Source organism: Natronomonas moolapensis 8.8.11 (genome assembly GCF_000591055.1).
GTDB classification, from domain to species: domain Archaea; phylum Halobacteriota; class Halobacteria; order Halobacteriales; family Haloarculaceae; genus Natronomonas; species Natronomonas moolapensis.
Map to the genome: position 1 here is coordinate 943,260 of NC_020388.1, position 26,887 is coordinate 970,146.

Annotated in this window: 28 protein-coding genes, 2 tRNA genes and 2 pseudogenes; 15 read left to right on the plus strand and 17 right to left on the minus strand. The window is 66.8% G+C overall.

The features are described from left to right. The first annotated feature begins 15 nt into the window (after window positions 1-15). Window positions 16-285: a DUF7553 family protein gene (locus NMLP_RS04700; protein ID WP_015408988.1), complete on the plus strand. Its 270-nt coding sequence runs from the start codon at window positions 16-18 to the stop codon at window positions 283-285. 262 nt (window positions 286-547) lie between these two features. On the opposite strand, the gene cysE is transcribed toward NMLP_RS04700, so the two are convergent. Continuing rightward, a complete protein-coding gene (gene cysE, locus NMLP_RS04710) occupies window positions 548-1,114 on the minus strand; it encodes a serine O-acetyltransferase (RefSeq protein WP_015408989.1) in 567 nt (188 codons plus the stop codon). A 409-nt stretch (window positions 1,115-1,523) separates the two neighbouring features. On the opposite strand from cysE, the gene NMLP_RS04720 reads away from it, so the two are divergent. After that, the gene (locus NMLP_RS04720) at window positions 1,524-1,763 is read left to right on the plus strand and encodes a DUF7120 family protein (RefSeq protein ID WP_015408991.1); all 240 of its coding nucleotides are present in this window, start codon (window positions 1,524-1,526) and stop codon (window positions 1,761-1,763) included. A gap of 28 nt (window positions 1,764-1,791) precedes the next feature. Here NMLP_RS04720 and NMLP_RS04725 read toward each other — a convergent pair whose 3' ends face one another. The 6 genes and pseudogenes from NMLP_RS04725 to NMLP_RS04750 all read right to left on the minus strand — a co-directional run bounded on the left by NMLP_RS04725 (window position 1,792) and on the right by NMLP_RS04750 (window position 7,101). After that, window positions 1,792-2,523, minus strand: a complete 732-nt coding sequence (locus NMLP_RS04725; RefSeq protein WP_015408992.1) for a DUF429 domain-containing protein — start codon at window positions 2,521-2,523, stop codon at window positions 1,792-1,794. 76 nt (window positions 2,524-2,599) lie between these two features. Next, complete coding sequence (locus NMLP_RS04730; RefSeq protein ID WP_015408993.1) at window positions 2,600-4,456, minus strand: Kef-type transport system; 1,857 nt, start codon at window positions 4,454-4,456, stop codon at window positions 2,600-2,602. Window positions 4,457-4,552: 96 nt separating this feature from the next. Beyond that, complete coding sequence (mvaD, locus tag NMLP_RS04735; RefSeq protein WP_015408994.1) at window positions 4,553-5,524, minus strand: phosphomevalonate decarboxylase MvaD; 972 nt, start codon at window positions 5,522-5,524, stop codon at window positions 4,553-4,555. A 656-nt stretch (window positions 5,525-6,180) separates the two neighbouring features. Continuing rightward, window positions 6,181-6,254: transfer RNA gene (locus NMLP_RS04740), tRNA-Arg, on the minus strand. 287 nt (window positions 6,255-6,541) lie between these two features. Next, window positions 6,542-6,731 (minus strand): annotated as a pseudogene (gene tatA / locus NMLP_RS15810) (twin-arginine translocase TatA/TatE family subunit); the annotation flags it as partial. Window positions 6,732-6,822: 91 nt separating this feature from the next. Next, window positions 6,823-7,101, minus strand: coding sequence for a twin-arginine translocase TatA/TatE family subunit (locus tag NMLP_RS04750; protein WP_015408996.1), 279 nt, complete (start codon window positions 7,099-7,101; stop codon window positions 6,823-6,825). A gap of 119 nt (window positions 7,102-7,220) precedes the next feature. Here NMLP_RS04750 and NMLP_RS04755 point away from each other — a divergent pair, with 119 nt between their 5' ends. Then, window positions 7,221-7,700 (plus strand): redoxin domain-containing protein, encoded by a 480-nt coding sequence (locus tag NMLP_RS04755; protein WP_015408997.1) that lies wholly within the window; start codon window positions 7,221-7,223, stop codon window positions 7,698-7,700. A 111-nt stretch (window positions 7,701-7,811) separates the two neighbouring features. Continuing rightward, window positions 7,812-8,624 carry an HD domain-containing protein gene (locus tag NMLP_RS04760; protein ID WP_015408998.1) on the plus strand — a complete coding sequence of 271 codons (813 nt, stop codon included), beginning with the start codon at window positions 7,812-7,814 and terminating at the stop codon, window positions 8,622-8,624. 2 nt (window positions 8,625-8,626) lie between these two features. On the opposite strand, the gene NMLP_RS04765 is transcribed toward NMLP_RS04760, so the two are convergent. The 3 genes from NMLP_RS04765 to NMLP_RS04775 all read right to left on the minus strand — a co-directional run bounded on the left by NMLP_RS04765 (window position 8,627) and on the right by NMLP_RS04775 (window position 10,167). After that, window positions 8,627-9,217 (minus strand): DUF7504 family protein, encoded by a 591-nt coding sequence (locus NMLP_RS04765; RefSeq protein WP_015408999.1) that lies wholly within the window; start codon window positions 9,215-9,217, stop codon window positions 8,627-8,629. After that, a complete protein-coding gene (locus tag NMLP_RS04770) occupies window positions 9,214-9,831 on the minus strand; it encodes a HalX domain-containing protein (RefSeq protein ID WP_015409000.1) in 618 nt (205 codons plus the stop codon). Before NMLP_RS04770 ends, NMLP_RS04765 begins: the two co-directional genes overlap by 4 nt. A gap of 99 nt (window positions 9,832-9,930) precedes the next feature. Next, window positions 9,931-10,167, minus strand: a complete 237-nt coding sequence (locus tag NMLP_RS04775) for a DUF5816 domain-containing protein (protein ID WP_015409001.1) — start codon at window positions 10,165-10,167, stop codon at window positions 9,931-9,933. A gap of 130 nt (window positions 10,168-10,297) precedes the next feature. On the opposite strand from NMLP_RS04775, the gene NMLP_RS04780 reads away from it, so the two are divergent. Continuing rightward, the gene (locus NMLP_RS04780) at window positions 10,298-11,656 is read left to right on the plus strand and encodes a bifunctional metallophosphatase/5'-nucleotidase (RefSeq protein ID WP_015409002.1); all 1,359 of its coding nucleotides are present in this window, start codon (window positions 10,298-10,300) and stop codon (window positions 11,654-11,656) included. Window positions 11,657-11,709: 53 nt separating this feature from the next. Continuing rightward, the gene (locus NMLP_RS04785; RefSeq protein WP_015409003.1) at window positions 11,710-12,111 is read left to right on the plus strand and encodes a universal stress protein; all 402 of its coding nucleotides are present in this window, start codon (window positions 11,710-11,712) and stop codon (window positions 12,109-12,111) included. Between the two features lie 85 nt (window positions 12,112-12,196). Here the strand turns inward: NMLP_RS04785 and menD are convergent, their stop codons facing one another. The 4 genes from menD to NMLP_RS04805 all read right to left on the minus strand — a co-directional run bounded on the left by menD (window position 12,197) and on the right by NMLP_RS04805 (window position 15,947). Further along, window positions 12,197-13,957, minus strand: coding sequence for a 2-succinyl-5-enolpyruvyl-6-hydroxy-3-cyclohexene-1-carboxylic-acid synthase (menD, locus tag NMLP_RS04790; protein WP_015409004.1), 1,761 nt, complete (start codon window positions 13,955-13,957; stop codon window positions 12,197-12,199). Window positions 13,958-13,961: 4 nt separating this feature from the next. Continuing rightward, window positions 13,962-15,299 (minus strand): isochorismate synthase, encoded by a 1,338-nt coding sequence (locus NMLP_RS04795; protein WP_015409005.1) that lies wholly within the window; start codon window positions 15,297-15,299, stop codon window positions 13,962-13,964. 57 nt (window positions 15,300-15,356) lie between these two features. After that, window positions 15,357-15,635, minus strand: a complete 279-nt coding sequence (locus NMLP_RS04800) for a UPF0058 family protein (RefSeq protein WP_015409006.1) — start codon at window positions 15,633-15,635, stop codon at window positions 15,357-15,359. 96 nt (window positions 15,636-15,731) lie between these two features. Further along, the gene (locus NMLP_RS04805; RefSeq protein ID WP_015409007.1) at window positions 15,732-15,947 is read right to left on the minus strand and encodes a ribbon-helix-helix domain-containing protein; all 216 of its coding nucleotides are present in this window, start codon (window positions 15,945-15,947) and stop codon (window positions 15,732-15,734) included. Window positions 15,948-16,132: 185 nt separating this feature from the next. Here NMLP_RS04805 and NMLP_RS04810 point away from each other — a divergent pair, with 185 nt between their 5' ends. Then, window positions 16,133-16,720 carry a molybdopterin-dependent oxidoreductase gene (locus tag NMLP_RS04810; protein ID WP_015409008.1) on the plus strand — a complete coding sequence of 196 codons (588 nt, stop codon included), beginning with the start codon at window positions 16,133-16,135 and terminating at the stop codon, window positions 16,718-16,720. 66 nt (window positions 16,721-16,786) lie between these two features. Continuing rightward, window positions 16,787-17,803 carry a response regulator gene (locus NMLP_RS04815; RefSeq protein WP_015409009.1) on the plus strand — a complete coding sequence of 339 codons (1,017 nt, stop codon included), beginning with the start codon at window positions 16,787-16,789 and terminating at the stop codon, window positions 17,801-17,803. 19 nt (window positions 17,804-17,822) lie between these two features. Here the strand turns inward: NMLP_RS04815 and meaB are convergent, their stop codons facing one another. Both meaB and NMLP_RS04825 read right to left on the minus strand, forming a co-directional pair. After that, window positions 17,823-18,875, minus strand: a complete 1,053-nt coding sequence (gene meaB, locus NMLP_RS04820) for a methylmalonyl Co-A mutase-associated GTPase MeaB (RefSeq protein ID WP_015409010.1) — start codon at window positions 18,873-18,875, stop codon at window positions 17,823-17,825. Further along, window positions 18,876-19,292: a cobalamin B12-binding domain-containing protein gene (locus NMLP_RS04825; protein ID WP_015409011.1), complete on the minus strand. Its 417-nt coding sequence runs from the start codon at window positions 19,290-19,292 to the stop codon at window positions 18,876-18,878. Between the two features lie 177 nt (window positions 19,293-19,469). Between NMLP_RS04825 and NMLP_RS04830 the strand changes: the two genes are divergently transcribed. From NMLP_RS04830 to gatE, 7 genes and pseudogenes are all read left to right on the plus strand, one after another. Beyond that, window positions 19,470-19,541, plus strand: a tRNA-Ala gene (locus NMLP_RS04830). 243 nt (window positions 19,542-19,784) lie between these two features. Further along, window positions 19,785-20,024 (plus strand): annotated as a pseudogene (locus tag NMLP_RS16135) (DHH family phosphoesterase); the annotation flags it as partial. Window positions 20,025-20,229: 205 nt separating this feature from the next. Then, on the plus strand, window positions 20,230-21,213 hold the full coding sequence (gene fen, locus NMLP_RS04835; RefSeq protein WP_015409012.1) for a flap endonuclease-1: 984 nt from the start codon (window positions 20,230-20,232) through the stop codon (window positions 21,211-21,213). Window positions 21,214-21,298: 85 nt separating this feature from the next. After that, window positions 21,299-21,529 carry a BolA family protein gene (locus NMLP_RS04840; RefSeq protein WP_015409013.1) on the plus strand — a complete coding sequence of 77 codons (231 nt, stop codon included), beginning with the start codon at window positions 21,299-21,301 and terminating at the stop codon, window positions 21,527-21,529. A gap of 295 nt (window positions 21,530-21,824) precedes the next feature. Continuing rightward, window positions 21,825-23,240 carry a class II fumarate hydratase gene (locus NMLP_RS04845; protein ID WP_015409014.1) on the plus strand — a complete coding sequence of 472 codons (1,416 nt, stop codon included), beginning with the start codon at window positions 21,825-21,827 and terminating at the stop codon, window positions 23,238-23,240. Between the two features lie 223 nt (window positions 23,241-23,463). Further along, window positions 23,464-23,964, plus strand: a complete 501-nt coding sequence (locus NMLP_RS04850) for a helix-turn-helix domain-containing protein (protein WP_015409015.1) — start codon at window positions 23,464-23,466, stop codon at window positions 23,962-23,964. A gap of 225 nt (window positions 23,965-24,189) precedes the next feature. Then, window positions 24,190-26,043, plus strand: a complete 1,854-nt coding sequence (gene gatE, locus NMLP_RS04855) for a Glu-tRNA(Gln) amidotransferase subunit GatE (protein ID WP_015409016.1) — start codon at window positions 24,190-24,192, stop codon at window positions 26,041-26,043. A 34-nt stretch (window positions 26,044-26,077) separates the two neighbouring features. Here gatE and NMLP_RS04860 read toward each other — a convergent pair whose 3' ends face one another. After that, on the minus strand, window positions 26,078-26,878 hold the full coding sequence (locus NMLP_RS04860) for an arginase family protein (RefSeq protein ID WP_015409017.1): 801 nt from the start codon (window positions 26,876-26,878) through the stop codon (window positions 26,078-26,080). Window positions 26,879-26,887 lie beyond the last annotated feature (9 nt).

Consider the following 26,887-nt stretch of genomic DNA (forward strand, 5'->3'; position numbering starts at 1 on the left):
GTCCAACGACCGCGTATGATCGAGGAACTATCGGAGGCGGCGGCGGCGGTCGCGGCGGCGAGCGAGGCGTGCGGCGACGAGGACGCCCGCGAGCGGCTCGACGGCCTCGAATCGCAACTCTCGCGGCTCGCCGAGTCCGAACAGGGCGCAGACCACGGGCGGTTGGCGCGCATCCAGCGGGCGCTCGACGAGGTCGGGGCGGCCGTCGAGAGCGAGGCGCTCGCGGCGGTTCGGGACGCCGACGGGCGCATCGACGACTACCGCGAGACGGTCGAAGGTGTCTGACCGACCCGATCAGCCGTTGGCGTCGCCTCGACCACATCGAAGAGACGCTCCTCCGTCGCCGTCGCGGACGCTATCGACACTGTTGTCGGAGAACCGAGACCGCGAGCCGTCGGAACACGTCCCCGGTGTGATCGAGTTCGAGCCTGCCGTGTCGTTCGATAGCGGGGCGAGCGCGGGGTCGGTCGCGAGCGCGTCGTATGAGGGACTCACAGCCAGACGGTGTGCCCGGCAGATGAAAGCTCGTCGTGATGGATCGACCGTCCTACCGGGACTGCGTCCGCCGGGATCGCGCTGCGTCTTCGACTGGTTCGGCGGGGACGCCCGCCGCCGTCACGCCCGGGGGGACGTCCTCAACGACGACGCTTCCGGCCCCGATCGACGCGGCCTCGCCGACCGAGATGTCGCCGAGCAGTGTTGCGTTCGCGCCGACGGTGACGCCGTCCCCGAGGGTCGGGTGACGCTTCTCGCGGCGCATCGAATCGCCGCCGAGCGTGACGCCGTGATACAGGAGGACGTCGTCGCCCACCTCGGCAGTCTCGCCGATCACGACGCCGGCCCCGTGGTCGATGAACAGCCGGCGGCCGATATCTGCGGCCGGGTGGATTTCGACGCCGGTGAGCAGGCGTCCGGCCTGTGAGACGAATCGAGCGGCGAACCGAAAGCCACCGCGCCACAGGGCGTGCGCGACGCGATACCCCCAGACCGCGTGGACGCCGGAGTACAACAGCGCGACCGTGACGGCGCTCCTGGCGGCCGGATCTTTCGTGCGTGCGGTCCGAATATCCTCGGTGATCGTCCCGAGGACGCCGGCGAGGGTGTCGAATACCATGATGAGTCGGGGAGGCGAGCTGTGAGACGGAACGTACGGTGCAACGGGGACGACGGGACAGGCGTTCGCCGCTAGCTAGTCCGCGCTAACGCGGCCGCCACCTCCCGGTCCCCGCGCGGTGTTCCAAACTCCGGGAACGAAGATATAAAAACTGTCGGTGGGGGCGCTCGTCGTCTCCGGACCGTCGCTCGTGCGTCGCTCTGGGCGTTCGGATACCGGGAGTCCTCCGGACGGTCCGGGTGCATCGGTCGACCCCGACCCCGTGTTCGCCTTTCGGCCCGTCTGCGTCCGCGCTATCGGCGAGCAACTGGGGTGTCTCATCCGCGAAAACGTGGCGATGGCCGTCGAGCGGGCCGGGGGGTTCGGGGTGAACAGAGGGCTTACATAATTGAACCCCGAACGGGGGTGTATGCCAGAAGTGGAAGTGTCGTTGCCCGACCGAATCGACAGCGAGATCGCCCGCCTGGTCGATCAGGGTGAGTTTCTCAACCGCGAACAGGCGGTCGAGGAGCTCCTTTCGATGGGCGTTTCGGCGTACGCTCCGGCGGAGACGACGGACGAACCCGACGAGGACCTGTTCACACAGATGACCGACGACCAGCAGGACCCCGCCGCCCGAACCGACGAGGGCGACGACTACGCCTTCTGACCCGCCGGCCGCCCCGGGCTTTCCGCGTTCACTCCGAGAGGCCAGTCTCGCTTCGGTAGACGTATCGCATCGGGAGCCCCCGCTCGTCCGTCGGTGGATCGGCCGGAAGCGACCGGAGCGATCCGGGGCCGGGACGCACGGTCAACCCGAGCGCGACGGCGTCGAGGACAGCCGGAATCGGGACCCGAAACCCCTCGGTCGCCTCGGCGACCGACTGAACCGTCGGCGGCGCGTCGCGGTCGAACCCGGCGAGCGAGCGCATCCGTTCTGCGTACCCCGACGCGATTCCCGACGGTTCGCTCGGGGCGTCGTCCGCGAAAGCCAGATAACACAGCTCCGGGTTGGCCTCGAAGAAGACCGGGCGGGCGTCGTCGATGGCGTCGAGGAACTCGTCGACGGAGGCGATGACGGATGCGCGCTCGAAGGCTTGACGGGGGAGTTCCGACCCAGTCTTGCGTTCGTGGACCCTGTTGGCGGCCCGGTAGCGGTGTTTCTTGGCCGCTTCCCGGACAGGGGCCGGGACGACTGCGTCGTTGCCGCCGAGCAGCGCCCGGGCCGCCCGTTCGTTCGGCCGAGGGGCACTCGCCGTCTCGAGGCCGATCGCGACGTCGGTCGCGATGCGGTCAGCCGACTCCTCGTAGTGTGTCCAAAGCTCGCCGATCCCGTCGAAGACGGCGGCGTGGTCGAACCCATCGGCCGTGTACGCAACGGCGAGCCATGCTCCGCCCCGGGCCACGCTGCCGACGTAGTGCTCGCTCACGGATCGAACGTGTCGCCCTGGCCACGTATGCGTATCGCCCCGGCAGACGGACGTCCGCCGGGGGTCCGAGCCCCTCTCAATCGTGGGGGTGGAACCGGTTCATCGCCCGCCTGACCGCACCCGTATCGCCGACGAACGTGAGGCGATCGCCGTGTTCGATGATGCGGTCCGCAGACGGCACATCGTTTTCGCCGTCCCGGCTGACAATAGCGATGAAACAGCCGTCCGGGATCTCCGAGTTGAGCTCCTCGATGCTCTTGCCGGTGAACTCCTCCGATGTCACCTCGACTTCCTGGACGTCGTGGCTGTCGCCCAACTCGTTCATCCAGTGGGTAATCGCCGGGCGCTCGATCTCGTCGTCGATGGCCACTGCGGTCGCGGTCGGGGAATCGACGGCGGTCACGCCGATGCTCCGGAAGGCGTCGACGTTCTCCGGCTCGTTCACCTGCGAGTACACCGCCTCGATGCCGAACGTGGTGATGGCGAGTTGACACGCCAGGAGGTTGATGTCGTCGTCTCTGGTGGCCGTAATGAACCGCTTTGCGTCCTCGATGCCCGCTCTGCGGAGTGCCTGCGTGTCGGTGCCGTCCCCCTCGTACACGGTAAAACCTTCCGACCGGGCCGCCTCTATCTCGTCCGCGTCGCTCTCGACGAGGACGACGAACTCGCCTCTGTTCTCCAGTCGTGTAGCGAGCGCCCGGCCGACCCGGCCGCCGCCGATGATTATGGTACGCATTGGTGACACTCCGAGGGCGTCTCCGATCTGTCGCGCGAGTCCGGCCTCGACCGCGACTGTCACGATGATGACAGCGAACACCGTCCCCACGAGGAGTTGTCCGGCTTCGACGTTACCCGCCAACTCCAGTTCGATCGCAAAGAGCGTCGCCACGCTGGCCGGGATGATGCCGCGGGGGCCGACGCCGGCGATGAACAGACGCTCGGGCCACGTGAACCGCTCGACGCCGAACGTGGCGATGAGCGCCCCCAGCGGCCGAAGTACGAGCATGATCGTGAGTACGATCGCGATCGCGCCGACGCCGAGTTGCAGGATCGCGTCGACGTCGATCAGCGCCGCCAACGAAATGAACACGAACGACAACACAATGACCGTTGCGTTCTCGGTGAACTGCTCGATCTCCTCGCGGTTTTTCAGGTCAATGTTCCCGAGGATGATCCCGCTCGTCGCCGCCGCTGCGATCCCAGCCTCGGCGGCGACGGCCTCGGCGGCCGCAAACGCCCCGACGGCCGCCGCCAACACGAGAAACTGCGACGCCTGAACGTCTCGCTCCGGAACGAAGTCGCTGTGTAACAGGACGTAGATAGTGACCGTCGCGAGGACGCCCGCACCCACGCCGACACCGAAGCGCTGGAAAAACGACAGGACGGTCGCCGGGACGCCGAGGTCGTCGAGCAACAGCGTCTCGAAGATGACCACGGCGACGATCGCGGCGGTGACGTCGTTGACGATCCCTTCCGTCTCTAGGGCGGTCGCGACGTGGTCTCTGACCCGCACGACGTTGAGAATCGGCGTAATGACGGTCGGCCCCGTCGCGACGAGCAACGCGCCGATGAGGAGCGAAATCTCCCACGACGCACCCTCGAAGAACCGGACGGCCGCAGCCGTACCGAGGAACATCACGAGCGCGCCGACCGTCACCAGCCGGAACGAGACCGTCGAGGCGCCCCGGATGCGATCGATCTGTAGCGCGAACGCGCCCTCGAAGACGATGATCGCCACGCTGATACCGACGATGATCTCCAGTCCGTCCCCGAAGGTATCGAGCGTGAGGAGACCCAACAGTTCGGGACCCAACACGACGCCGATGAGGAGATAAAAGATGACGCTCGGAACCTTCAGTCGGTGGGCGAGCAACTGCACGGCGAGTCCCGAAACGAGGACGACCGCGATGACCGGGAGCAGACTGGCGGACACGTATCGATTCAAACGGGGGCAGGGGTTGTTTAGGGTATTGTTTCCGGGCGATCCACCGGAGTCGACCCCCGCATATGCGCTCTGGTCGCGCGGCGATCAAAACAGGGCCGCGTCCGTGCCGAGGACCGACGCCGGACCACCGACCGACCAGACGTGGGTCCCGACGCCGAGGTCCGAGATCGCCGACTCGACGCGGTCGACGTGCGCTTCGGTCGTGTTGACGTACACCGATGCGCCGGTGTCCGTCGAAAAGTACACCGGTATGCCATCCTCGCGGAGCTCCCGAACGGTCTCGAACACCGAGAGGGTCTCGGGCTCCCAGTACACCCACCCCGCCGGCCCAGTCATCGTCGTGGCCGCCAGCGACAGCGAGTCGTGTTCGGCGAGCTCGAAGGCGCCCTCGAAGTCTCCCTCCCTGAGGGTGTGTCGCATTGTCGCGATCTGTTCGTGGATGTGGGCCATCCGGGCCTCGAACATGTGGCTCTCTGCAGCCTCCCTGTGCGCCTCCTCGGTGTGTTTGAACGCCGGGATCTCCGCGGCGACGATCCGGAGGTCCTCCTCCAACCCGGTCTCGATACGCTCGGAGCGACAGTCCGCGTCGTCGAGTCCTGTCCGGAGATGCGAGAACGCGCCGGTGACCGCCCGCGCCGCCGAGGACGAACCCCGGCGGGCGACCGTCGATATCTCCGGCAGCGTCATCTCCAGGCCTGCGGCCTCCACGAGCGCGACGGCCGCTGCCGCAAAGCCCGACGAGGAGGAGCCGAACCCGATATTCGTCGGGAAATCGTTCTCGGATTCGAGCCGAACGCGGTGTTCGACCCCCGCCAACTCGCGGACGTACTCGACGACGCTGTCGATCCGTTCCGCGCCGCGCCCCTCGAGTTCCTCGCCGTCGACGACGTAGCGGTCCGCCGACAGGTCGGGGTCGAACTCGACGGTCGTCGTGGTGTGACTCGGCGCGGTACAGACGGAGATCGAGTCGTGATACGGAAGCCGGAGTTCCTCGTTTCGCATCCCGTGGTATTTGACGAGGCCCTGGATCGGGTGGGCCTTCGCGGTCGTTTTCATACTTGTCTCTCCGGGGGGCGCGTCTTTGCAGTTTCGTCTCCGGGGCCGATATATAAACGAACGGCGTCAATTTAACGATCGGGCGTGGCGGGAGTGAGCGAAGCCGACGGCTTCGCGATTTACGCCACGGCTGCGAGTGCGTCCTGAACGAAGCGAGTGCGTCCTGAACGAAGCGAGTGCGTCCTGAACGAAGCGAGTGTGCTCCGGGCGAAGCGAGTGCGTCCTGAACGAAGCGAGTGCGTCCTGAACGAAGCGAGTGCGTCTCGAACGAAGCGAGTGTGCTCCGGGCGAAGCGAGTGCGTCTCGAACGAAGCGAGTGCGTCCTGAACGAAACGAGTGTGCTCCGGGCGAAGCGAGTGCGTCCTGAACGAAACGAGTGCGTCCCGAACGAGACGAGTGTGTCTCGAACGAAGCGAGTGCGTCCCGAACGAGGCGAGTGTGTCTCGAACGAAACGAGTGTGTTCCGGACGAAGCGGGCGTGGCGGGAGTGAGCGAAGCCAACGGCTTCGCGATCTACGCCACGCCCGCGAGTGTGTTCCGAACGAAGTGAGGAACCACGAAGCGGGCGTGGCGGGATTCGAACCACGGTCGCAGCGAAGTTGCTCTCTGATTCGAACCCCATGCCCGTTCGCTCCTCGCGTCCGCTCGTCGCAGAACGGGCGTGACGGGATTCGAACCCGCGATCTAGAGGTTAGGAACCTCTCGCCCTGATCCGCTAGGCCACACGCCCATAGTCTCGACCCCGCCTGCCGTCGCGCCGATACGTGCCGACGCCAGACGCGAACCGATCGCGCGTTCAGTTCGTCTCCTCGTTCGCTTCGGCGTCTTCGATTTCGGCGTCTTCGATTTCGGCGTCTTCGATTTCGGCGTCTTCGATTTCGGCGTCTTCGATTTCGGCGTCCTCGACGGAGGCGTCCCCGTCTGCCGTCGTCTCCGCCCCGCCTGCTGTCGTTTCGCCGGCGGTCGTCGCCGCCTCGACCGTCGGTTCCTCGTCGGCTTCGAGCGAGCCGTCGTCCGCCGTCGGCCCGTCGCGCATCTCCTGGAGTTCCTGTTCGACTTCCTCGCGACCCTTCTGGAACTCGCCCATCGCCTCTCCGGTCGACCGGGCGAGTTTCGGGATTTTGTTCGCACCGAACAACAGGACTGCGATCAACAGGATGACGAGCAGTTCCGGGCCGCCGGGGATCCCGAACTGGAGCGGAAGCATGGATACTATCACTATCTGGGCGTACTTCAGTCGTGATTATAGGCTTTTTCCTCGCTACTGGACGGCGCGAGGACCGAGCTCGTCCAGCGGTCTACGCGCTCGAACGCTCGGTCTCGCTGTCGACGGCGTCCCGATCCGCCTCGAGGTCTGCGTCGGCGTCGACCGCAGCGTCCCCCGGGGTATCGCCCTCCCGCATCTCCTCGAGTTCGTCCTCGACTTCTTCGCGGCCTTTCTTGAACTCGCCGGTCGCCGTCCCCATCGACCGGGCAAGTCTCGGGAGCTTGCTAGCTCCGAACAGCAGGATCAGTACGCCGGCGATCAACAGCAGCTCGGGCGGACCCAGGCCACCGATAAACAGCGGTTGTGTCATACATCGACCTTCGCGGGGGTGCTTGTAGGCTTTTCCCCCGGGACACCGTTCGCTCTCCGGGGATCAGCCACGCGGCCGGAACCGAAACGCACACATCACCTCCGGCCGTGAGAAACCGTATGGTACGAGAAGGCGATGCCGCACCCGACTTCACGGCACCGATGCGAACACCGGACGGCGATATCACCGAGTTCACGCTCTCGGAGACGCTCGGCGACGGCCCGGTCGTGCTCGCGTTCTTCCCCGGCGCGTTCACAAGCGTCTGCACCGGCGAGATGACCACCCTCCGCGACCGGCTCGATTCGCTCGCCGACGCGGGTGCGTCGTTGTACGGCATCAGCATCGACTCGCCGTTCTCGCTCGGCGAGTTCGCCGAACAGAACGAACTCAACTTCCCGCTCGTCGGCGACACCAACAAGGAAGTCATCGAGGCCTACGACGTCGTCATGGACTTCGCCGACCTCGGCATCTCCGGCGTCGCCAAACGCTCCGTGTTCGTCCTAGACGACGACGGCACGATCACGTACGCGTGGGTCTCCGACGACCCCGGCGTCGAACCCGACTACGACGAACTCGAAGCCGCAGCCGAGGACGCCTGAAACGTTTCGACGCCCCCGGCCCGAAACGGCTCGATGATCCCTTCGGGGAGAAACGGTCGGGACAAAAGACCTGTCACGTCCTTTTTTACACCCCCAGCCGTCGGTGACCGCATGAGCGACACGCCACACGGGAGTGACCGGCGGTACGATCCCGAGGCCGAGCACGCGTTCCCCGACGGCCCGGTCAACGCCGTCATCGAGACCCTCCAAACCGACGAGGAGGTCCTCGCGTATCTTGAGGCACAGAACGTCAACCCCGTCTCCCGGATGGGGTACAACGACCACGGAACGAAACACGTCGAGATCGTCCGGGACGCGGCGTTGCGGCTGTACGACCTTCTGAAGGCGGGAGGCGTCGAATTCAACGGTGCGCTCGGGCAGGGACTCGAGGAGGCCGACGAGGCCGTCGTCGTCGCGCTCGCCGCGACGCTCCACGACATCGGTCACGTCGTCCACCGTCACGACCACCCCTACTACTCGATCCCGCTGGCGGCGGACGTTCTCGATCGGATCCTCGGCGCAGCCGACCGCTACGACGTCGGCGAGGCCGTCCGGCTCAAGAGTGAAGTGCTTCACGCGATCCTCTGTCACCACACAGAGGAGACGCCACTGACGCTGGAAGCCGGCGTCGTCCGGGTCGCAGACGGTCTCGATATGGAGCGCGGTCGGTCCCGGATCCCGTACGAGGAGGGCGGCCGGGGTATCAACACCATCTCGAGTCGGGCAATCACCAGCGTCTCATTGCGGGCGGGCGAGAACGTCCCCGTCATGGTCGAAATCGAGATGGTCGACGCCGCGGGGGTGTATCAGGTCGACGAACTGCTGAAACACAAGCTTCGGGCCTCGGGGATCGAGGACGACGTCCGAATCGTCGCGATCAATACACACGACGACGATGGGCTGGTCGAACGGATCGAGATGTGAGCCTACTCGTAGCCGGTCCCGGACACCGAGGCGTCCCCGTCGCTGATTTCGGCCTCGCAGTCGAACACCGCACGGATCGTGTTGTGGGCCTTCTCGTTGTGCATGGTCGGGTCCATCGAGAAGACACCGAGCATATCTCCGGATCTGATCCTGGCGGTGAAGACGTGGAGAAACCGGAACATCGTCCGGAGTTCGGTGTACATCAGCGCGGTCGAGACCGACGCGACCCCGACGCGGGCTCGGACCGACTCGCTTTCGCCGTCCTGTCCGAGCAGTTTCGCGAACTCGAGGCTGATGCCAGTCAGATCGCCCGGCGAGTTCAGATGCCGGACCGGAACGCTTTCGACGTCGGTCTCGGCGTTCGTACAGTCGATGATACCGATCTGATCGCGGTCGGCCCCACGCCGTTCGAGTTCGTTGACGACGGTCTTGGCACCGGTGTTCATCGTGATGACGACGACGCGTTCGTCCGCCGCGGGCGCGACGACGTCGAGTAGGCCCTCTGTGGTCTCCGTCGACGAACCGGTCAACAGCAGGCTCACGCCGTCGTCGAACGACGACACGTCCCCGAAGTCGTTCGCACGGTAGCTCACCGCTCATCACCCGCTCCGTTCGAGGCTCCCTCGTCGAGGTCGTCCGACTCGATGTCGCGGACCATCGCCACGAAGTCGTCGTCGCCCATCCCCGGCATCGCCGTGTCGAGGTCGGTTCTGAGCTCGTCGATCCGGGCCTGCAGTTCCGCGAACTCCTCGTTCTCTTCGAGTTCTTCTTTCGGCTTCGAGCCCCGCAACGCCGCCTGTTTCGAGGAGAGGGCGTACAGCTCCTGTTCGATGTCGTCGAACTGCGTCCGCGACAGCAACCGTTCGACCGTTTCGAGGAGTTCACCACGCTCGACGGGCTTGGTCAGGTAGTCGTCGAACCCCATACTGATGACGTCGAAGTCGGGCTCGACTGCTGTCACCATCGCGACTTTGCAGTCGGACTCCCGGACTCTGATCTCTTCGAGTACCTCGTCGCCGCTCATCCCCGGCATCAGCCGGTCGAGCAACACGACGTCGACGTCGTCCCCGAACTGCTCGAGCGCCGCTTCGCCGCCGTCGGCGGTCAGAACGTCGTAGTCGTCCTCCAGCCACCGAACGTACAGCTCGATGAGGGCGCGCTCGTCCTCGACGACAAGAACCGTCGGCTGGTCATCTCCTTCGGCCATCCTTTGTTCTCTCTTTGTTGGACTGTGTGATATGTATTCCGGCGTCAACCCGGGACTGTCAGGCGTCTCGCCTACTGGAAGCGTCTCCGGCCGATGCGCTCACTCGTGGGCAGCGTCCCACTCCTCGGCCTTGTGGAAGTTCGAACAGCGGTTACACTGGATGCGCCCCATCGAGTCAACAGCGGTATCGAAGGAGGCACAGTTCGTACAAAAAAAGCCCCAGCGACGCTCACCGTCCGAATCAGCGTAGACGACGCGGAACGACCCCTTGTTGCCCTTTTCGACCTCCGAAGAGAGATACAGCGTCGCCCCGTCGGGGCCGGTTCGTTCGTCCATATCGGACGTGTGACGGCGGCGGACAAAACGCTCACGGTCGCCATCGAGGCGGGGGCCGTCCTCTCCTCCCGGCGGGACGGGACGTCCGGGCGACGATACGGTTTTGTCGTCGAGCGCCGTACTGTCCTGCGTGCGGTTGTTGCACTACTCGGACATCGAGAACGCCCACGACGACCCGGCGACGATCGCCGGTCTGGCCGGGACGATCGAGTCGCTTCGCGACGGTCGGACGCTCGTCTGCGGCACCGGCGACGACGTCGCCCCCGGCGTCCTCCCGCTCGTTTCGGAGGGAGAGATCGCGTTGGAATTCTTCGGAGCCGTCTCGCCGGACGTCGAGACCTTCGGCAACCACGACTTCGATTTCGGCCCCGATCGGACGGCGGAGATCGTCCGTCGGTCGCCACAGCGGTGGCTCTCTGCGAACGTTCGCCGTGGCGGGGAGCCCTTCGCCGGGGTCGATCCGTGGTGCATCGAGTCCGCCGGCGGTTCGACAGTCGGGTTCTTCGGGGTGACCGACCCGACCACGCCGTCGATCGGCGACGACGGCGACCTCGCGTTCGCCGATCCGATCCCGGCGGCCCGGGAGGCGATCGGGGCGCTCCGCGAGCGCGGCGTCGATCGCGTCGTTGCGCTGTCGCACCTCGGCCGGGACGACGACCGCCTCGCCGCGACCTGCGACGTCGACGTCGTCCTCGGCGGGCACGTCCACTCCGAACGGGTCGAACGCATCGGCGAGACGGTGCTTACCCGCCCCGGAAGCGGCGGCGGGACGCTGTTGGAGATCGATCTCCCGAGCGGCGAGGTGACGCGTCACGACGTCACCGACGGCCCCGTCGACGCCGAGTTGGCGGCCCGGTACCGAGAGCGGCTCGCGGGAGCCGGCCTCGACACCGTCGTCGGGCGGGTCTCTGAGCCGATCGCCCGGACGGACGCCGAGGCGTTTCGAGGCGAGAGCCGCGTCGGGAACTTCGTGGCCGACGCCTACCGGTGGGCGGCGACGGAAGCCCTCGGGACGGACCCACCAGTGATCGGACTGCAAAACAGCGGCGGGATCAGGACCGGCCCGCCGCTGTCCGGAACGGTCACCGCTGCCGACCTGGTCGGTCTCGTCCCGTTCGACGAACCGCTCGTGGTCGCCGAACTCGGCGGCTCCGAACTGCGGTCGGTATTCGCGGAAGCGGCCGACACCCCCGGGTTCGGCGAGGCCGACTGGTGGCACGCCCACGTCTCCGGGGCCGAACTGCGTTATGACCACGGCGACGGCGGACTGTGCGAGGCGACCGTCGCCGGAACACCGATCGACGGCGGCGACACCTACCGCCTCGCGGTGTCGGCGTTCCTGCTCGCGACCGATATCGAGTTCCCGACGCTGGGACGCGAGCACGTCGTAGAACGGCTCGACACCCAATACGAGGTCCTCATCGAGTACGCCGATACCGTCGGGATCGACCCGACCCTCGACGGACGCATCGTCCGAACCGGCGTGTGACGCCCGTCGGACCGACCGGAAGCTTCAGGAAGCGGGCCGTACTTCCCCCGGTAATGACGCTCGTGGTCGTGCCCGTCAGATACCCGCTCTCGCGACACTCCCGGGCGACACTCGAACGCGCGATCGAAGTTACGAGCGAGCACGACGCCGACCTCACCGTATTACACGTCAATCTTTATCAAAACGACGAGACGGTCACGAGAGCGGAGCTGAAATCGGCCGTCGAGGCGGTGTTCGGCCGCCTCGACCGCGCTAGATACGTCGTCCGGCCCGGATTCTTGGTCGAGGAGACGATCCTCGATGAAGTCGCAGCCGAGGACGCCGACTACGTCGTTATCGGACGGAAACAGGCCGGACGATGGCGGCGCATGGTCCGACAACTGATCGACGACCCCGATATCGAGGGGTTTCTCCGGAGCAAACTCGACTGCGACGTCATCACCGCGAGCGCCTGAGGACCGTTGTTCGGGGCGCCGCCCCCGGAAGCGCTGGCTCTTTGTCTCGACAGTACCGGTCTGCTCAGTTCGCCCTCGCGGTACGTCAGCCGCCGAGGCGCTCGGCGGCGCGGTCGGCGAGTTCGCGGCGGTCGTCGTGGGTCCGCCGGCTGTCCGTGCGGTACTCGATCACCCGCGTCCCGTCGGTCTCGACCGACTCGGCGTACAGCTCCCGGAATCGACGCCGGTCGTCCGTCCGGGCGAACGCGAGGTCATAGAGGGCCGCCGAGTGTTCGAAGTCGAGACCGTGCGGTGTTCGGAACCACTCCTCGAAGCGTTCGTGCTCCTCGATCGGCAGGAGATGAAAAATCCCGCCGCCGTCGTTGTTGAGACAGACGATCGTCGCATCGACGCCGGCGCGCGCGATTGCGAGCAGCCCGTTCATATCGTGGTAGTAGGCGAGATCACCGGTCACGAGCACGAGCGGGTCGTCAGTCCCATGCCCAGCGCCGAGCGCCGTCGACGTGATTCCGTCGATTCCCGAGGCCCCGCGGTTGCCGAGGACGGTCAACTCGGCCTCGCGAGGGCGGCCGAACCGATCGAGGTCCCGGACCGGCATCGAGTTCGAGACGAACAGCGTCGCGGGATCGGGCGCGAGGTCGGTAGCGTCGGCGAGCACCGCACCCTCCGGTGGCTCCTCGCCACCGACAAACGACCAGTAGGCGGCCTCGAGGTCGGCAAGCTTCGCCGCGAACGCACCGGAATCGCGGCCGACGGCGTCGGCGAGGTCGGCGGCGACTCGCGTCGGATCGGCGACGAGGAGATCGGTAGCGGCGAACGTCGCCTCCCGCCACCCGCCGGCGGGATCGACGAGGAACTGCCTCGCCCCCGAATCGCGGAGATAGCGTCTGAGCGGCTTCGAGGTCGGCGACGCGCCGAAGCGGACGACCACGTCCGGCGTCGACTCGAGCACCGATACGTAGCCGTCGTAGCCGCCACAGACCGGAATGTCGCCCGTGTGTGGGCCGAACCGATGACCCGACAGCGGGTCGGCCACGACCGGAAACTCACTTGCTCGGACGAACGCGGCCAGCGCCTCCGGACTCGGAGTCGAGCGATCTGCGGGGCCACAGACGACGAGACCGGCCTCGGCGTCCGCGACTGCCTCGGCGACCGCGTCGCGGTCGGCCGTCGAAAGCGTCGCTTCACCCCGCGTCACCGCGACGAACGACCCCTTCCGGCCCGCGACCGCGGGGCGCTCGTCGGCGTCGAACCCCTCGGGCAGCGAGCCGTCGGGCACGCCCTCGGGAACCGCCCCCTCGGTCGCGGTTGGCTCCAGGGGTTTCCGGAACGGGACGTCCAGGTGGACCGGCCCGGATGGGACGCCGGTCGCGGTCGCGACTGCCCGGGCGAGCGCCGTCCGGAGCGACCGAAGTTTCCGGTCGGCGGCTTCGGGTTCGGGGAGCTTGCGGTACTGCCGAACCGACCCGCCGTAGAAGCGCTCCTGGTCGATCGTCTGGTTCGCGCCGCTGTCGGCCAACTCCGGCGGGCGGTCGGCGGTCAAGAGCACCATCGGGACCCGCGCCGAGTCGGCCTCAACGACCGCCGGGTGGAGGTTCGCAAGCGCGGTCCCGGAGGTGCAGACGACCGGGGCCGGTCGACCCGTCCGTTTCGCGTAGCCGAGCGCGAAGAAGCCGGCCGAGCGCTCGTCGAGGTGGGAGACGGCCTCGATATTCGGGTGGCCCGACAGCGCGACCGTCAGCGGCGTCGACCGCGACCCCGGACAGATGACGGCGGTTTCGACGCCGGCCTCCGCGAGTTCGTCGGCGACGATCTCCCCCCACAGCGTGTTGAGCTCCCCGGCCATGCGGTCACTCCAGTTCGTCGAGGATCGGTCGGTATTTGAGTTGGACCTCGTCCCACTCGCGGTCGGGATCGGAGTCCTCGACGATGCCGACGCCGGCGAACAGCGTGGCCGTCGGGCCGCGGGCGAGCGCCGACCGGATCGCGACCGCAAAGGAGCCGTACCCGGCGGCATCGAACCACCCCACGGGAGCCGCATACCACCCCCGTTCGAACGGCTCGGTGTCGCGGATCGTCCGTAACGCCTCCGTCGGCGGCAACCCACCGACGGCGGGAGTCGGGTGCAGGGCCTCGACGAGGTCCAGTACGTGCTCGTCGTCGGTGAGTTCGGCGGTGATCGGCGTCTCGATGTGCTGGACGGTCGCCAGCCGGCGGATCGAGCGCTCCCCGGTGCGGACCGAGGCGGCGTAGGGCGCCAACTGCGAGCGAACCGCGTCCGCAACGAGCTCGTGTTCGTGGACGTTCTTTTCGTCGGCGAGAAGCTCCGCGGCCAGCCACTCGTCCTCCTCCGGGGTGTCACCCCGGCCGGTCGTCCCAGCGAGCGCGCCCGTCTCGACCGTTCGCCCGCTCCGTCCGACGAGCCGCTCCGGCGTCGCCCCGAAGAACCCTCCGGAACCGTCGTCGGGTTCGATGAGAAATCGATAGCAGTCGGGGTAGCGCCGTTCGAGCCGCGTGAGCGTCGCCGGCATCGAGAGCGGTCGCTCGAGCGACGTCCGGAGCGCCTGCGCGAGAACGACTTTCCGGAGTTCGCCGGCTGCGATGCGATCGGTCGCGGCGACGACGCTCTCGCGCCACTCGGCCTCGGAGGTCGTCCGGGTTCGCCCGGCGATTCCGGGGGGCGTTCCGACCGACCCCGGATCGGGGAGCGTCTCGAACTGGTCGGCCGCCTCCTCGAGGCGACGCTCGACGGCTCCGGGGGTGGCACCGATACCGTTGACCGTCAACCACGCCTCCTCGCCGGCGTAGGTCACTTGCGTGCGTGGGAGGACGAACTTCGCCCCGGGATACCCCTCCCAGGGTGCCGTCTCGGTGTGCTCGTCGTGGAAGGCGAACCCACCGAACAACCGCGGGCGGGCCGCGAGCGCACCGGCGTGGACATCGCCGACGGAGAACAGCTCCGTTGCGGCCTCCCGGATCGCCCGAAACCGGTCCGGGCCGTCCGCTCGGATCGTCGTCGCCGATCCGCTCCCGATGACCGTCGCCTCGCCGGGAGCCGACCAGAACGTTCGTGGCGAATCCGCCACCGAGAGCACTGCACGCCGATCCGGGACCGTCGACAGCTTCGTGGCCCTGCTCACGAGCCCCCGGGTCCGCGGGGCCGCTTTCTCGCTACCCAACGGTTCCATTATCGATCTTTGGGCCCCCACCGTCTTAGGTTACGTGTTCACCGACAGTCCCGTCCGTTACAGTTTGGACTCGGCGTCGTCGGCGAGCTCTTCCATCCGCTTGCCGATCCGTCCCGCGTCGGAGAACTCGTCCTCGGCCATCACGTTCGCGAGAGCGTTCCCGAGGACGAACACCGCGTGTTTGTGCTCGCTCTTCGATTTGTGTACGTCCTCGGGTGTCACGTCGAGTTCGCCGTAAGGGTCGAACACGGAGCTGTCGATTTCGTCCATCCCGTCGAAGTGTTCCATGATGGAAACCATCTTCGCGTGTAGTTCTAGGAGCTCGTCTTTGTGCATACTCGTGGATACTGCTACGCGCCGTTTAACACTTGTGCGCCACGAGGACGCACACAGCGCTCGACGGACCGAACGGCTGGCGGGCTGTCGCCGGTTTCAGAAGACGTACTCGTCGTCGTGGCCCATCATCCCGTCTTCTTGGAACCCCGGCTCGTCCTCGTCGTCCATCGGGCCGCTCGTCTTGTAGGCGCGAAGCCCGGTCGACAGGAGTTCCTCTATCGCCTCCTCGCGGTTGACGAACTCGCCCTCCTCGACGAGTTGTGCGATCTGCATCTCCAGGTGCTCCGGGACAGTGAGTTGTACCTTCGGCATCGGCTCACGTTCCGGTTCGGGGATGGTATATTTAAATCTATCGAGAGATTTTCCGGCGGCGCAAACTCAGGCCCGCAGTACTGAAAGATTATTTTTTCATCTCAGCAAAGCAAATTCGGAAGGACCGAACCGGCGAGGGACTCCCAAAGCGACAGCCATAGACGTTCGCCGGTTCGATTCGATCCATGAAGGACGTGACCGACCTCCACGAGGAGTTCGACGGCGACCGGCTCCCCCCGGGGCAGCGAGAGACGTCGTCGTTCCCCGTGCTCTCGAAGGGCGAAACGCCGTCCGTGCCGACCGATCCGGCGCTCGAGGTGTGGGGTGCGGTCGACGAGGAACGATCGATGCGGCTCGGGGAGCTCCGACGCCTCGGCGCGGAGCGTCAACGCCAGGATTTTCACTGCGTGACCGGGTGGTCGCGGCTCGGCTGCGTCTTCGAGGGGCTTCCGTTCCCGACGCTCGCGGATCACGTCGGCGCGCGCTCCGAGGCGACCCACGTACTGTTTCACGCTCACGACGGATACACGACCGACTTGCCGCTTTCGACGTGTCTCCGCGAGGAAGTGCTTTTGACCTGGGCGCTCGACGGCGAACCGATCCCGGCCGACCACGGCGGCCCGCTCCGCGCCGTCACCCCACACAAGTACGCATACAAGGGTTCGAAGTGGCTGTCGGGGGTCGAGTTCCTGACCGAGCGCGAGCCCGGATACTGGGAACGGCGCGGCTACTCGGGAACGGCAAACCCCTGGAACGAGGAGCGATACGGGTGAGACCGACGGCGTTCGAAGCGCGATTCGGGCCGAAGGATTAATCTCTCGGAGACTGAAGCCCACAACATGGCTGGTCCCACGCGCGTGTTGCTCGTCGACGACGATCCCTCTCTCGCCGATCTCATGGCCAGCCAACTGGCCGATATCGGCGACCGATTCTCGATCCGAGTCGAGACTGACCCGAGCGACGCGCTCGAAGCGGTCGAGACCGGACGGTTCGACTGCGTCGTCAGCGACCACCACATGCCCAGGATGACCGGCCTCGAGTTGCTCCGATACGTTCGCGAGATGGACCCCGACCTCCCGTTTATTCTCTTTACGGCCCGTGGGAGCGAGGAGATCGCGAGCGAGGCCGTCTCGGAGGGCGTGACGGACTACTTCCGGAAACGCCGCGGGTCCGACCAGTGGCACGTCCTCGCCAACCGGATCGAGAACGCCGCCGCCAGGTACCGCGCCGAAGAGGCGGTTCAGCGCCGCGAGTCCGCGCTCCGGGAGTTGGCCCGAACCGTGATCGACAGCGTCTCGACCCCCATCGAGGCGCTCTGCGAACTCGGCTGTCGGACCCTGAAGGTCGAGTACGGCGCGCTGTTGACCGGCACCGACGGGAACGCCGAAATTCTCGTCGAGAGTGCCGAAAAGGATTTTCCGTTCCAGACCGGAGACGGGGTGCCGCTATCGGACGGCGTTGACGATCTGACCGTCGATGGCAACGGCATCGTCGCTGTCGCCGCGGACGAGAGCGAGGAGACGGGGTTTTCCTCCTACATCGGCATCCCGGTGTCCGTCGGCGAACGCCGATACGGGACGCTCTGTTTCTGTGACCGTGGCGACCGGACGGAGTTCGCCGCCTGGGAGCGCGCCTTCGTCGAGTTGCTCGGTGATTGGCTCGGGCACGAACTGACGAGCGAGTGGGCACGCGATCAAAGCGACGCGGTCCGGTCGGCGCGCGGTCGGGTCGAACGCGCGCTCGGCGCGCTCGAGAACGACGACGACGAGGCGGCCCGCAACGAACTCATCGAGGCATACGACCTTCTGGACCGAGCCCCTCCGGCGGCGGCTGCGGTCTCGATCGAACTGTCCTGAACCCGGTCTGTCGGGGCGTTCACCCCTGGTCGCGAGCCCCGGCCACGCAGTCCTCGAGCGGGGCCATGAGTTCGTCGGCGACCGTGTAGGGGTCGGTGTCCTTCCGCAGCACGCGGTCGATGTACCCCTCAAGGCCGCCTCGGGCCGCCAGTTCGTCCTGTAACAGCGCCGCAGTGTCCTCCCGCAGCAGTGTCTTGATCTCGGCCTCATAGCGCTGTCTGGCCTGCGCCTCGAGTTCACCACTCTCGGAGAGCCAGCCGACGTGTTCGTCGATTGTTCCGAGGAACTCCTCGATTCCTTCGCCGGTCTTCGCGACCGTCTCGACGATCGCCGGTTGCCACCCCTCCTCGTCGCCGGGACCCCGACCGACCGCGCCGTCGTCGGTGTCAGCCAACGCGTCCGCGCCGTGGTGGCCCGCCATCGGCGACGCGTCCCGCATCCCGATCATCTCCTGTAGCTCCATCACTGTCCGGTCGGCGCCGTCCATGTCGGCCTTGTTAACGACGAAGATGTCGGCGATCTCTAAAATACCGGCTTTGAGCATCTGGATGTCGTCGCCCGATCCCGGTGGGACGAGCACCGACACCGTATCGGCCGTTTTGACGATCTCGATCTCGTTTTGTCCCGCACCGACAGTTTCGACGATGATCTTGTCCTTGCCGAAGGCGTCGAGGGCCTTCACGGCGTCCGTCGTGGCCGTCGAGAGCCCGCCGAGCGATCCACGGGCCGACATCGACCGAAAGAAGACGTCCATGTCGCCGACGTTCGAGCCCATCCGGATCCGGTCGCCCAGCACCGCGCCGCCGGTAAACGGCGAGGAGGGGTCGATCGCGATGACGCCGACCGTCTCGCCGCGTTCGCGGTACGTCGCCGCCATCTTGTCGACGAGCGTCGACTTTCCCGCACCTGGCGAGCCGGTGATTCCGATGACTTCCGCGTTGCCGGTGTGTTCGTGCAGTTGTGAGACGAGATCGCGATACCCCGGCGATCGGTTTTCGATCTTCGTGATCACGCGCGCGAGCGCCCGATGCTTGCCCGCCAACAGCTCGTCGACGAGTGTGTCCTCGGACATCTATCGCTCGGGCGCGTTCTCGCGGACGAACTCGATCGTCTCCTCCATCGTCGAACCGGGGCCGAAGATGTTGGCGACGCCGGCCTCATAAAGCTCCTCGCGGTCGCCGTCGGGGATGATCCCGCCCACGATCACGAGCGTGTCGTCCAGGGCGTCGTACTCCTCGAGCCCGTCCATGATCTTCGGGACCAACGTGTCGTGGGCTCCCGAGAGGATCGAGATTCCGAGCACGTCGACGTCCTCTTGAACGGCGGCCTGGACGATATCGTCGGGTGATTTGTGCAGTCCGGAGTAGATGACCTCGAACCCGGCGTCCCGGAAGGCCCGCGCGATGACGTGTGCACCGCGGTCGTGGCCGTCGAGGCCGACTTTCGCTACCAGACACCGGATCGTTCGCTGCTCTTGCTCCGTGCTCATAGTTCGCATTACCGGGGGTAGGTGTTTGACTTTAACGGAGCGTCCGGGAGTGTTCGGCGAGATTGGGGTTTCACAACTGCGATTGTATTCGGCCGGTCAGAATGGGACGATTCCGCACACGCCCCGCGGCTTCGATGGCTTTATGAATCGCGTCGGGATACTACCGAGTGCGTTCGAGGGCTCGTAGATCAGTGGTAGATCATCCCCCTGGCACGGGGAAGGCCCCGGGTTCAAATCCCGGCGAGTCCATTCCTTCGCACACTTCGTTCGGCCAGCCGTAGACTCGCCGACCGTTTCCACGAGCGGGGCCTCACAAGACGAGCAACGTGCTCTTTCGGTGTTCTCGAAGCTGGAGACTTCGCTCGGTACCGGCGCGAATCCGTCCCATCCGCCCGCTCAGTACTGACCACTCGGGTTTCAACACAGCGGACGCATATCCCACAGGGCACACTGCCGAGAGCAGAACGTCGAATTGGCCGATGCGGGAGATGGATGGCGATCAGTCCCACCCGTAGGCCAACCAAGAGCGCCCGCGTCGAGGGCTCGTTCGGTATCTGCAACGTCGGTGGGGTCGAGAGTATCGACGCACTCTCGCAGGCGGCCGAGGAACGCCTGCGGCCTGAGGGGACGACAGCCGTCGCCCTCTACGGATTCATCGATGGGACCGTTCACGTCTCGGCCCGGTCGAACGACGACCGCGTCCACATGGGTGAGCGCCTCCAGCGCGCGCTGTGCGACGTCGAGACCGCCAGCGCCGGCGGCCACGCCCGCATGACCGGCGTTCGGGTCCCGGTGAGCCGGATGGCGGTCGAGGGAGCGGCCGGGGCGCCGGACTTCGATCACTTCGGCGACCGAATCCCCGGCGCGATGACCGGCGAGCGCTGGGCCGACCCACCGTATCGGCGGGTTCAAGCCCCCGACGCCCTAATGCCCGCTAATGGGCAATGCGGACCTCCGGTCGCTGGCGGTCATCGAGCCGAAGCCGTTCGGGGAACTCGCCGGCTCGGTCGTGGCCGTCGACGCCCACAACTGGCTGTATCGCTACCTGACGACGACGGTTCGGTTCACGTCCAGCGATACCTACACCACCGAGTCGGGCGAGGAGGTCGCGAACCTCGTCGGCGTCGTCCAGGGGCTGCCGAAGTTCTTCGAGGCGGACGTGACGCCTGTTTTCGTCTTCGACGGCGGCGTCGCGGAACTGAAAGACGACGAGGTCGAGAGCCGCCGCGAACAGCGAGAGCGCTACGAGGACGAACTCGACGCCGCGCGGGCGGGGGAAGCCGACGCCGCCGAGATCGCAACACTCGAATCGCGCACCCAGCGGCTCACCGAGACGATCCAGACGACGACCCGGGAACTGCTGTCGCTGCTCGACGTCCCGGTCGTCGAAGCCCCCGCCGAGGGCGAGGCGCAGGCGGCATATATGGCACGGTACGGCGACGTCGACTACGCCGGATCGGAGGACTACGACACGCTCTTGCTCGGCGCGCCGTACACCCTCCGGGGGTTGACGAGCAAGGGTGACCCCGAGTGCATGGACTTCGAGCGGACGCTCGAGGACCTCGGGCTGACCTGGGAGGAACTCGTCGACGCCGCCATCTTGATGGGCACGGACTTCAACGAGGGGATCGACGGCATCGGCCCGAAGACCGCGGTGAAGCTGCTCCGCGAGCACGGCGACCTGTGGGGGGCGCTCGACGCCCGCGGCGAGTCGATCCCGAACGCCGACCGCATCCGGGAGATGTTCCTCGATCCGGCCGTCACCGACGAGTACGACTACGACACCGAGATCGAACCGGACATGGACGCGGCCCGCCAGTACGTGACCGACACGTGGGAGGTTCCCGCCGAGGAGGTCGCCCGCGGCTTCGAACGCATCGAGGAGTCCGTCGTCCAGACGGGGCTCGACCGCTGGCGTTGAGCGTCGGACGCCGACGGGACGCCCGATACTCCCGTCGGGTATCGATCCCGGCGAGCTTTTGGTTCCTGCGGTCCCACAGGCGGGTATGACCCCCGAAGAAGTCGAAGCCCGGATCGAGGCGGCCCTGGAGGACTGCGAGGCGACCGTCGGGAAGGCCCGCGGCGAGCACGACGACGACCACCTTCGAGCGACGGTCGTCTCGCCGGCCTTCGAGGGGGAGTCGCTCGTCGATCAACACCAACTGGTCTACGACGCCCTCGGCGAGGCGATGACGACGGACATCCACGCGTTGGAGCTTACGACCCGGACGCCGTAGCGAGGACGACCGAAGGGAGTCCTCGGAGACGGCGAGCGGGAGGAGCGAAGCGACGACACGCGAGCAGCGAGGACGAGCGCAGCGAGTCCTCGGAAATACCGAACGGCGAGCATGGTGAGCCGTGAGGCAGCGAGGACGAGCGCAGCGAGTCCTCGGAGACGGCGAGCGGGGTACGTGACTCACGACCGCGCAACAACCACCCGATCACCCACACGTACGCCGTGGGTTTATATATCACCCGGGTTCCCAGCGGCTTTTCGATGCCCTTTAGCGACACCCACGAGAGAGGCCGATCATGACGGACGACCACGACGGATACCGGATCGAACGCGACAGCCTCGGCGAGATGGAAGTGCCCACAAACGCTTACTGGGGCGCACAGACCCAGCGAGCCGTCGAGAACTTCCCGATTTCGGGGATCACGTTCGGCCGACGCTTCGTGCGCGCGCTCGGGATCGTCAAGAAGGCGGCCGCCGAGGCCAACCGCGAACTCGGCCTCCTCGAAGACGACAAGGCCGAGGCGGTCGTCGAGGCGGCCGCCGAGGTCATCGACGGCGAGCACGACGACCAGTTCCCGGTCGACGTCTTCCAGACCGGCTCGGGCACCTCCTCGAACATGAACGCCAACGAGGTGATCGCCAACCGCGCGACCGAGATCTACGGGGCCGAGCTGGGGACCCGCGAGATCCACCCCAACGACCACGTCAACTACGGCCAATCGTCCAACGACGTGATCCCGACGGCGATGCACGTCGCCGCGCTCGAGGCCGTCGAAAAGGACGTCATCCCCGGCCTCGAGGTCCTCGCCGGGGAACTCGAAGCGAAGGAGGAGGCCCTCGACGATGTGGTCAAGACGGGCCGGACCCACCTCCAGGACGCGACGCCCGTCCGACTCGGCCAGGAGTTCGGCGGCTACCGGACACAGGTCGAGAAGGGCATCGACCGTCTGGAGGCGACGCGAGAGCGCCTCGGCGAACTGGCGTTGGGCGGCACCGCGGTCGGGACCGGGCTCAACACCCATCCCGAGTTCCCCACACTCGCAGCCGAGAATATCGCCGAGGAGACCGGACTCGCCTTCCGGGAGGCCGACAACCACTTCGAGGCGCAGGCGGCCCACGACGCGATGAACGAGGCTCACGGCGCCCTCCGGACGGTCGCGGGCTCGATGAACAAGATCGCCAACGATCTCCGGTTGCTGGCCTCCGGCCCCCGAAACGGTCTCGGCGAGGTCGAACAGCCGGAAAACCAACCCGGCTCGTCGATCATGCCCGGCAAGATCAACCCGGTCGTCGCCGAGTCGGTCAACCAGGTCCACAAACAGGTCGTCGGCAACGACGCTGCGGTCTCGGCGGGGGCCGCCCGCGGCGAGATCGACCTGAACCTATATAAACCGGTGCTCGCGCACAACTTCCTCGAGAGCGCCGGCCTGCTCGCCAACGCTGCTGAGACGTTCGGCGAGCGCTTCGTCGGCAAACTCGAGGCCAACGCCGACTACTGCCGGACCCAGGTCGATCAGTCGATGGCGCTCGCGACGGCGCTCAACCCGGCGATCGGCTACGACAAGGCCTCGAAAGTCGCAAAGAAGGCCCTCGCCGACGGCAAAACGGTCCGGGAGGTCGCCGTCGAGGAGGGATACCTCACTGAGGCCGAGGCTGACGACGTCCTCGACCCCCGCGCGATGACTGAGCGGGTCATCCTCGGCGACGACTGAGGCGGGTCGACGCCGCTTCCGGCGGAAACAAACGACTGATGTCCTGGCGAAGTCCCTGGGTGCTCCGGGACGTTCCCGGTCTCGATGCCGGCCGGAACGGATCACTCGATGTGTCTCGACCGGTCTGCCGTGCGTCAGGCGCTTATATATAAATTTAGTGGCCGATGTTCGGGCGATGAAAAGCCGAGGAGGGCGTATATACGTGTGGTGTGTACGAAAATATATGTCGGAGATGGAGTCACCGGCGGGAATCAGCGGGACGGACAACGAGGATTCGATCACGGTGTCGCAGTTGCGCGCCGAACTGAACGGGACGGGCAAATCGGAGGCGCCGGGGACGGCGGTCTCGGAAGTCGTCGGCGAGGTGGAGACGTCGTTGTTCGGGGCGGAGGCGTTCAGTTTCGAGGAGACACACGTCAAATCCTCGCTGGACGAGTTGTTAGTGTCGCTGGTGGCGTTGCGAAGCGCCGACACCCACGGCAAACAGCTGCTGGACGATCTGGCCCAGGAGTTCGATACGATTCTCAGCCCCGGAACCGTCTACCCGCGCCTGCACGACCTCTGTGACGAGGCCGTTCTCGAACAGCGCGAACTCGTCAAGACCAAAGAGTACACCCTCGACGACGCCGCCACCGCCCGCGAGGACGTCGCCGAAGCCGCCCGCCAGCACCTCGCGCTCGGGATGGTCCTGCGGGCCGCCCTCGAGGAAGGCGACTTCGAGTAACGCGGCTTCGAACGACGCAACGAACAACGCGACTTCGAGGAACGCGACTCCGAACAACTATCATATATTGGCCCAGTCGGAGAGACCGGCGGATGCTGGCTGTTCACACACCACTGCCGTCGGGTGATGAGCGATCGTCGGCTATCGCGGCGCTGACGGACCGGACGGCGACGCGCTCCCGTCGGATGGTGTCTTTTTTGAGCGTTCGTACCGCACCGTCGGGTAATGACCCACGACTACGAAGAATTGGGGCTCGTCGCCGGGCTGGAGATCCACCAACAGCTCGACACGGCGAGCAAGCTCTTCTGTGGCTGCCCGACCGAGCGGCGCGATCCCGAGGAGCCGGTCCGGTCGTTCACCCGATATCTCCACCCGACGAAGTCCGAACTCGGCGAGCTCGACGAGGCCGCCCTCGAGGAGTCCCGCGTCGACCGGGAGTTCGAGTATCTCGCCTTTGACACCACCTGTCTCGTCGAGGAGGACGACGAACCGCCGGGGCGACTCGATCGGGAGGCGCTGAACACCGCCCTGGAGATCGCGGCGCTTCTGGACTGTACGGTCGTCGATCGAGCCCACGTGATGCGGAAGATCGTCGTCGACGGCTCCAACACCTCGGGCTTTCAGCGCTCGACGCTCGTCGCCACCGACGGCGAAATCGAGACCGGCGACGGCCCCGTCGGGATCGCGGACATGCTGTTGGAAGAGGAGTCCGCGGCCCGGATCGAGGAGCGCGAGGGGGGCGTGACCTACGCGCTGGACCGCCTCGGCATCCCGCTCGTCGAGATCGGGACGAAACCCGACATCCGGACGCCAGAACAGGCCCGTGAGGCCGCCGAACGAATCGGGATGTTGCTCCGCTCGACCGGAAAGGTCAAACGCGGCCTCGGGACCATCCGCCAGGACGTGAACGTCTCGATTGCCGAGGGCGCACGCGTCGAAATGAAAGGCGTCCAGAGCCTCGACGACATCGAGGCCCTCGTCGCGGGCGAGGTCGACAGACAGGTCGAGTTGCTCGATATTGCCGACACGCTCGAATCCCGGGACGCCGCGGTCGCGGAGCCGACCGACGCGACCGAGGTGTTCGCCGACACCGACAGCGGTGTGATCGCCGGGGCCGAGGCCGTCCGCGCCGTCCGGCTCGTCGGGTTCGATGGCCTCGTCGGCCGCGAGATCCAGCCCGACCGACGCCTCGGGACCGAACTGTCCGACCACGCCAAACGTCAGGGGGCGGGCGGGATCTTCCACACCGACGAACTGCCCGCCTACGGCGTCACCGAAACCGAAGTCGAGGCGCTCCGAGAGGCCGTCGCTGCCGACCCCGAAGACGCGGTCGCGATCGTGGCCGCCGACACCGACGTCGCCGAGCGCGCCATCGAAGCCGTCGCCGAGCGCGCCGAGACCGCGATCGAGGGCGTTCCGGAGGAGACCCGTGGCGCGAACGACGACGGCACCTCCCGGTATCTCCGCCCGCTTCCGGGCGCGGCGCGGATGTACCCCGAGACCGACGTGCCGCCGGCCGACCCCGATCCGGCCGAGATCGAAGCGCCGGAACTGCTCACCGAAAAGGTCGAACGCTACCGCGAGGAGCTCGACCTCGGTTCGGGGCTGGCCGAGCAGGTCGCCTACGGCCGTCACATGCCGACGTTCGAGGCCGCCGTCGGGCGCGGCGTCGACCCGACGACCGCGGCGAGCACGCTCGAGTCGACGCTGACCGAACTCCGGCGCGACGACGTCCCCGTCGGGAACCTGACCGAAGAGCACCTGCTGTCGGTGCTCGAACTCGTCGAGGCGGGCGAGTTGGCCAACGAGGGGATCGCCCCTGTCCTGACCGAACTCGCCGCGGACCCGACGCTGTCGGCCGAGGCCGCGATCGAGACCGCGGGGCTGTCCGGCGTCGACCGAGAAGCCGTCCGAGAGACCGTCGTCGAGGTGATCGAGCGCAACGAGTCCCAGATCGAAACCGAGGGGATGGCCGCCTTCTCGGGGCTCATGGGCGAGTGTATGGGCGCGCTCCGCGGGAAGGCCGACGGCGAGGTCGTCTCGGAACTGCTCCGCGAGGAGATCGGCCGGCGGACCTGATACGGGCGCCCCGACCCACCGTGATCCGTGCGTCTCAGCCGCCCGCTCCCGCGAAGACGAACTCCTGAAGCAACTTCCCGGCGAGGGCGGCCGCCTGTCCGTCGTCGCGGTCGTTGACTTCAACGACGTCGAACCCGACGGCGCTCGGTGCGACCGCCCGGACGACCGCGCGCATCTCGCGGGGGCATAGCCCGAACGGGGCCGGGGTGCCGGTCCCCGGCGCGAAGCCGGGGTCGGCGGCGTCGATGTCGACGCTCAGGTACGCGTCGCCGGCGAACGCCGGCTCCCAGGACGCCACGTCCTCGGGTCCGATCACGGTCACGTCGGCCTCGGCCGCACGATCCCACTCGGTCTCGCTTCCGGTTCGGACCCCGAGCAGGATCGCCTCCTCGGCGGTTTCGAGCGCTCGCCGCGTGACGGTCGCGTGCGAGCGCTCGTTGCCGGCGTAGGTGTCGTAGAGATCGAGGTGAGCGTCGAGACAGACGTAGACGTCCGGTTCGGTCGCCCGAACGCCGGCGACGGTAACGCTGTGCTCGCCGCCCAGAAGTAACGGAACGCGCCCGTCGGCGCGGTGATCGGCGAGTTTTCCCTCGAGAAACCGAAGATACTCCGCCGCGTCGTCCCACGCTTCGAGGTCGCCGTCGTCGGCGACGAACTCGCCGAAGCGACAGTCGGTGCGTCGGTCGTAGCCGTCGAACGCCCGGGCGAACCGTCGGATCCGCTCCGGGCCGAACCGCGCGCCGGGCCGGAACGTCGTCGAGACGTCCAGCGGCGCGCCGACGACCGCGTAGGCTGCCTCGTGCAGTTCGGCGTCGGCTCCGGGAAACGCGGCCATCGGTGGGAC

Bases quoted from the DNA above. Each gene is read 5' to 3' on its own strand.
- NMLP_RS04700 (WP_015408988.1), top strand. From the start codon at position 16: ATGATCGAGGAACTATCGGAGGCGGCGGCGGCGGTCGCGGCGGCGAGC.
- cysE (WP_015408989.1), bottom strand. From the start codon at position 1,114: ATGGTATTCGACACCCTCGCCGGCGTCCTCGGGACGATCACCGAGGAT.
- NMLP_RS04720 (WP_015408991.1), top strand. From the start codon at position 1,524: ATGCCAGAAGTGGAAGTGTCGTTGCCCGACCGAATCGACAGCGAGATC.
- mvaD (WP_015408994.1), bottom strand. From the start codon at position 5,524: ATGAAAACGACCGCGAAGGCCCACCCGATCCAGGGCCTCGTCAAATAC.
- NMLP_RS04750 (WP_015408996.1), bottom strand. From the start codon at position 7,101: ATGACACAACCGCTGTTTATCGGTGGCCTGGGTCCGCCCGAGCTGCTG.
- NMLP_RS04755 (WP_015408997.1), top strand. From the start codon at position 7,221: ATGGTACGAGAAGGCGATGCCGCACCCGACTTCACGGCACCGATGCGA.
- NMLP_RS04760 (WP_015408998.1), top strand. From the start codon at position 7,812: ATGAGCGACACGCCACACGGGAGTGACCGGCGGTACGATCCCGAGGCC.
- NMLP_RS04770 (WP_015409000.1), bottom strand. From the start codon at position 9,831: ATGGCCGAAGGAGATGACCAGCCGACGGTTCTTGTCGTCGAGGACGAG.
- NMLP_RS04775 (WP_015409001.1), bottom strand. From the start codon at position 10,167: ATGGACGAACGAACCGGCCCCGACGGGGCGACGCTGTATCTCTCTTCG.
- NMLP_RS04785 (WP_015409003.1), top strand. From the start codon at position 11,710: ATGACGCTCGTGGTCGTGCCCGTCAGATACCCGCTCTCGCGACACTCC.
- menD (WP_015409004.1), bottom strand. From the start codon at position 13,957: ATGGCCGGGGAGCTCAACACGCTGTGGGGGGAGATCGTCGCCGACGAA.
- NMLP_RS04795 (WP_015409005.1), bottom strand. From the start codon at position 15,299: ATGGAACCGTTGGGTAGCGAGAAAGCGGCCCCGCGGACCCGGGGGCTC.
- NMLP_RS04800 (WP_015409006.1), bottom strand. From the start codon at position 15,635: ATGCACAAAGACGAGCTCCTAGAACTACACGCGAAGATGGTTTCCATC.
- NMLP_RS04805 (WP_015409007.1), bottom strand. From the start codon at position 15,947: ATGCCGAAGGTACAACTCACTGTCCCGGAGCACCTGGAGATGCAGATC.
- NMLP_RS04810 (WP_015409008.1), top strand. From the start codon at position 16,133: ATGAAGGACGTGACCGACCTCCACGAGGAGTTCGACGGCGACCGGCTC.
- NMLP_RS04815 (WP_015409009.1), top strand. From the start codon at position 16,787: ATGGCTGGTCCCACGCGCGTGTTGCTCGTCGACGACGATCCCTCTCTC.
- meaB (WP_015409010.1), bottom strand. From the start codon at position 18,875: ATGTCCGAGGACACACTCGTCGACGAGCTGTTGGCGGGCAAGCATCGG.
- NMLP_RS04825 (WP_015409011.1), bottom strand. From the start codon at position 19,292: ATGAGCACGGAGCAAGAGCAGCGAACGATCCGGTGTCTGGTAGCGAAA.
- fen (WP_015409012.1), top strand. From the start codon at position 20,230: ATGGGCAATGCGGACCTCCGGTCGCTGGCGGTCATCGAGCCGAAGCCG.
- NMLP_RS04840 (WP_015409013.1), top strand. From the start codon at position 21,299: ATGACCCCCGAAGAAGTCGAAGCCCGGATCGAGGCGGCCCTGGAGGAC.
- NMLP_RS04845 (WP_015409014.1), top strand. From the start codon at position 21,825: ATGACGGACGACCACGACGGATACCGGATCGAACGCGACAGCCTCGGC.
- NMLP_RS04850 (WP_015409015.1), top strand. From the start codon at position 23,464: ATGTCGGAGATGGAGTCACCGGCGGGAATCAGCGGGACGGACAACGAG.
- gatE (WP_015409016.1), top strand. From the start codon at position 24,190: ATGACCCACGACTACGAAGAATTGGGGCTCGTCGCCGGGCTGGAGATC.
- NMLP_RS04860 (WP_015409017.1), bottom strand. From the start codon at position 26,878: ATGGCCGCGTTTCCCGGAGCCGACGCCGAACTGCACGAGGCAGCCTAC.